We start from the raw sequence: 3,996 nt of genomic DNA on the forward strand, positions 1-3,996 counted from the left end.
GATGGGGATTGCGCAGTTGATCATGCTTGGGGAAATGGCGGTGAATCGGGTGCTGGATAATCTGGAGTTGCCGCAGTAGCGGGTCTCGCGACAGGCTCTGAATAAGGCGCCGGCAGTGCCGACGCCTTCGCGGGCAAGCCCGCTCCCACAGGGATTTTTGTCGCTCACTCGGCTGCGGTTACACCGCTGGATTTGTGGGAGCGAGCTTGCTCGCGAAGGCGGTTTGTCAGTCACTGTAGCTTCGACTGGCGGATGCATTCGCGAGCAGGCTCGCTCCTGCAGGGCGCTGTGTACAAGGCTGTCCACGCTCTTAGCTTGATCACCATTCGTCCGAAAACCGCCCGCACCTGTCAGATCTGACAGGTGCGCGATTTCCAGATTAGCGCTCTGATAGTGGAGTCTCCCACCGTCAGGAATTTGCGCCATGAAAGCTTCCAAGATTGGGACTTCTCAATTGTTTCCACCAAAAATCAAGCACCAGACCAAGCCGATCCAAGGCGCAGACATCGGCGTGCCGTTACATGCACTGGTTCCTTATCCGGGTGCTATTTTCAGAATGGCTGAGGTCACGCTAGATCCATTTTTCGCTGGCTCGGTTGATGAGGGAGATGAAGTAGAGCTCTGGGCAATTTATGAAGCTCTACCCGGCAAGGGCAACTGGAATACCAACCTTCCCCCCTCAGCCAAAGCGCCAATACTCCTGGACACTACGACGATAAAAGACGTGAACGCCGCAGTCGCGTTGTTTATTTCGGAGGGTCAGTTCTACTACGGCGTGGTCACTCGCCTCTATTACATCATTAGACGTGGTAGCGACAATATCGGTGAATCGCAACCCCTCACCTTTATCTACAATCTGATCCGGCCGGGGCTGAAGGATCGTTATACGGTACCGGGCGGACACTCCGAGCTTAAATTGCTGCTACCCGACAGCATCAAAAACGGTGTAGGCCCTGACTTCGTCAGCGCGCAGATTAGATTCCAATATCCTTACTGCCGGGCATATGACGTGATCAGTCTGATCTGCAACGGCGAGATGATGGACTTTATGGTAAGTCCTGATTCGAATAATGCCCCCGCACCACCCAGTCACGGGTCTGAAACGCCAAGCACTGTTGAATTCACCGTGGACAAGGCTTTTCTAATGAAAGCCAAACGCGAAAATAACGAACTGGACTTCTTGTTCACCGTCCACGACCAGCTTCTCAACTTCCCAGACCCAGACGCTCCGCGGTCTCCTCCACAGACGGTGGTCGAAGATCTGGATGGCCTGCTGTTTCTCAAAGCAATTCTGCGGGAGATTGAAGGCGATACAACGGATGAACCGGAAATCATCGATCTGAAGAAGCTCGCCAAAAATGATTTGACCGTTGCGATCCTGACCGCAGATGCCCGCATTGAAGTGGGCGATGAAATCGAAGGCATCTACACCGCGACACGTACCGGCTACCCCGATGTTGTCGAACCACTGAATGGCACCGTGGAAAAAGGCGATTTCGAGCCCAAGAAAACTTGCATTCTTAAAGTACCCAACCACAAAGTCATCTTGGGCAGCAGCGTTACGGTGACCTATGAAGTGAAAAGAAACGGCGTACCCATAGGCAAGTCTCAAACGGCCAAAGCGCAAGTTGTCGGCACTTACCTCGAGCTGAAACCACCGAGCGTTCTGCAAGCCAGTGGCGCGACGCTGGACCCGATGGCCGGCCTCACCAGGCTCACCGTCGTCGTGCCACAAGGCAACACGCTTCCCACCGACCTGCTTAGCATCTGCTGGACCGCCAAACCCGGTACCCACGCTGAAGGCTCGATCATCACCGAGCCAAAACCAATCAGCGAAATCGGCCTCAACATCAATGTACCGCCTGGACTGATGGCGTTCTGCCTGGGCGACACCGTGACCGTCAGTTACATCATCACTCGCGGTGGAGAAGAGCTCCCCTCCGAAATACTGACACTCACCGTACAAGACCCTCCGCAATCAGCCCTCACCTCCCCACGGCTGAAAGAGGCCGACGCCGACGGCACAGGCCCTGAACTCAACCTAGCCAAGCTCACACCCGAAGGCAAAATGTGGTGCCCGGGCTTCCCGCTTATCGCCGAGGGCCAGTTTGTATGGCTGTTGTTCAAGGGCAGAAATGCCGATGGTACGCCTTATGAAAAATACATCTGGGCAGCGCCGTTTGCGTTCGTGAATGCGCAGTGGGTCAAGGATGGGCTCTTTGAGGCGGTTGCGCCTTATGAGGATTTGATTGGGTTGCTGGATGGCAGCAATCTCACGATCGAGATGTTTATCGCGTTTGGGAAAAGCCAGGTTCTGGCGTTGGCGAAGCGGTTTACGGAGCGCACTTATACGGTGAGTACGGTGGAGGATGTGGCGCCGACGATTGACTTGATTGTGGCCACCGATAACGGTGAGGAAATCGCCGAAGGCGCCACCACAGTTAAAACCGCCGTGACATTGAGCGGTACAGGCGCCAAGGGGCAGAAAGTCGAAGTGTTCAACAATGGAAAATCCGTGGATACGCCTTTGGTTGACGGTGCTGGCGAGTGGACTTTGCCGGTAACAGGTTTGGCACTGACGCTGCACAAATTCACCGTCGCGCGGATTGGTTCGGAGGAGCGATCAGAGGAAAGAACGCTGACGGTGACTGAACTCGTCACGCCCACGCTCACCTCTGTCAAGGACAGTGATGAAGTCGAAGTTCCTGAGGGTGAGTACACAGTCAGCACTTCGCTTACGGTTAGTGGTAAAGCGAGTAAGGGGCAGAAAGTAGAGATTTTTGATGGCACCGCTCCGGATGCGGAATCGAAAGGAAAAGCGGTAGCTGATTTAGTGACAGGGGATTGGGAATACACCACCTCTTTACCGCTGGGCGCTCGCAGGCTTTACGCTAAAGCCCTTTATGTCTTAGACCAACTATATTCAAATGTTCGTACTTTGATAATAGCAAGCGAACTCCTCGTAGACACTTCCCCTTTGAATTTGAACCAGCTGAACTATTCAATAGACGTAACAGCTGCTGGTTGGCTGAGAACCGGTAACGATCCGGCGGGCACTTCGGAAAAAAGAACTGTAGTTGGGGGCGTCCCACCTTATTCATTTCTTACAAGCGCGCCTCATATCGCTTCCGTCGACAATGACGGATGCATCCGAAGCGAAGGAAATGGGGAGGCCGTGATCACTGTAAGTGACGCTTCAGGTCAAACAAAAACAATCGTGGTCAGATGCTCCAGCGTTGCGAAAATTCTTGTTAGCCCTTACCAGATGGTCCCGTCGGCAGCACTCGCATGGATCGATGCCAATGGAGCGCGACTTCTTACTAGCAACACTCAAATGGTTCAAATCCTGTTAACCAAATACTTCTCACCAATAGGATCACTTCATTACACCGGAACAAACGGCGACCCAGCCTGGCCTTGGACAGTAATGGTCGCTGATCCGGCACTCTACCCTAATGGTCAATACATTAGGCATACAATCGGGACCAATACGCATCCATGGCCCGCAATGACCCTTCAGAGATAGGACACAAAGAAGGACAAAGGGGACGGTTTTATTTAACCAGTGATTAAAACGGCGGGGCGTGATCTGCGTTATGGGGACAGTCCACATTTTCACCCAGACAACCATCCAATTCTTCGCCTTTTAAACCCTGCTGTTTAAACGACACCTACTGACACGCCTTTAAGGCTACAAATTCTTGCGCCATTGCCTACAGCTACGCCAGAATCCGCCGGCTTGTGCGCCTTGGGGGCGGGTTCTATTGTGGTCCGGTCGCTGACGAATCAGCGATCGGGTCTCGCAGCCCGTCGATCTCTGGACGCACAACACCCGCTATTTATGGCGGCTGTACGTGAGAGACCTTCGGGTCTGCCGGTTCTAGAGTCCCGGTCTGCGACCCGCGTATAGCTGCCACCTCCTTTTCGTATCGCAGCGAAATGTGGCGGCTCCGTCGACTCTAGGAGTTTCACCCATGATCAAACCCACTCCCAACC

General features: G+C 53.7%; 1 protein-coding gene. It reads left to right on the forward strand.

Going from position 1 to position 3,996, the window contains the following annotated elements; translation table 11 throughout:
* Positions 1–424: 424 nt before the first annotated feature.
* Positions 425–3,526: a hypothetical protein gene (locus OC605_RS27985; RefSeq protein WP_262140509.1), complete on the forward strand. Its 3,102-nt coding sequence runs from the start codon at positions 425–427 to the stop codon at positions 3,524–3,526.
* Positions 3,527–3,996: the final 470 nt, after the last annotated feature.

The organism is Pseudomonas sp. Marseille-Q5117 (assembly GCF_946901175.1).
In the GTDB taxonomy this organism is placed as follows: domain Bacteria; phylum Pseudomonadota; class Gammaproteobacteria; order Pseudomonadales; family Pseudomonadaceae; genus Aquipseudomonas; species Aquipseudomonas iranensis.